The following is a 1,236-nucleotide window of genomic DNA, read 5'->3' on the forward strand; positions in this document are numbered from 1 at the left end:
AATTTGTACAAAAACTTTGTACGAGAATTAATCAAAGCTTTCATCAAGGGACAAATAAAGTTCCAATGTTCTCCTTAAAACAAGAAAAGAATCTCTTACAGCCCCTACCACAGAGCACAATAAGAGATTCTTACAGAATCAAACACACACTTGTAAAAGTCAATGCGTCAAACATGATTTCCTACAAGTCAAACCAGTACTCAGTTCCAGCCAAGTATCAAGGAAAGACCGTCGGTCTACAAGTATATGATGATCAGCTATTTGTTTATTATAACACAGAGCTAATCGTGCAGCATAAAATCAGTCAATCGAAATTGAATTATAAAGAGGAACATTATAAAGATGCGCTGAATAAAGCGATTCCTCATTATCCAAATATCGATGATTTGGCTAAACAAAATTTATCTGCCATTGGTGAGGTGTATAGTAATGAATAATAGTTATCAGCAATTAATACAAAACCTAGAATATTTAAAACTAAAACAAATGACACAACATTTAGGTGAAGTGGTCGATTTCAGCATCAGTAATCAGTTATCGTTTGTAGAAACTTTGGTGAAACTAACAAATTATGAAATTGATGTGCGTGAGAAAAATATGATTCATTCGATGGTGAAGGTGGGGCATTCCCTCAGCTAAAAGAAATCGACGAATTTGATTTTGAGTTTCAGCCAAGCATTAATCGGCAACAGATTTTAGATTTTGTTGCCTTACGCTTTCTAGAGAAGCATGAAAACATTATTTTTTTAGGACCTAGTGGGGTTGGGAAGTCCCATTTAGCTACTTCTATTGGTATAGCAGCGGCTAAGAAGCGTACAAGTACCTATTTTATTAAATGTCATGATTTAATTCAGAATCTCAAACGGGCGAAAATCGAGAATCGTTTAGAAACGCGTTTAAAGCATTATACGAAGTATAAATTACTTATCATCGATGAGATTGGTTATTTACCAATTGATCCGGAGGATGCGAAATTGTTCTTTCAGTTAATTGATATGCGCTATGAAAAGCGCAGCACGATCTTAACTACCAATATCAATTTTAAAGCATGGGATGAAGTTTTTCAGGATACAAAATTAGCTAACGCCATACTGGATCGTGTGTTACACCACGCCACAGTCGTTAGCATTGTTGGACAGTCATATCGAATTAAGGATCATTTTACCAAAGAGAATGAGTGATTTTGTACATCCTTAAACAAGCGAAAGTGTACATGTTTAGGTTGACATTTACAGC

The 1,236-nt window shown here is 35.1% G+C and carries 1 protein-coding gene and 1 pseudogene; both read left to right on the forward strand.

Annotated elements, in window-relative coordinates:
* Positions 1 to 437, forward strand: a 437-nt coding sequence (locus tag CO726_RS30925) for a Mu transposase domain-containing protein (protein WP_425427832.1), incomplete at its 5' end; no start/stop codon positions are given.
* Positions 430 to 1,181, forward strand: a pseudogene (istB, locus tag CO726_RS30930) (IS21-like element helper ATPase IstB). The gene CO726_RS30925 and the pseudogene istB, both read left to right, overlap by 8 nt.
* Positions 1,182 to 1,236 lie beyond the last annotated feature (55 nt).

The organism is Bacillus fungorum (assembly GCF_002746455.1).
Lineage (GTDB): Bacteria > Bacillota > Bacilli > Bacillales > Bacillaceae_G > Bacillus_A > Bacillus_A fungorum.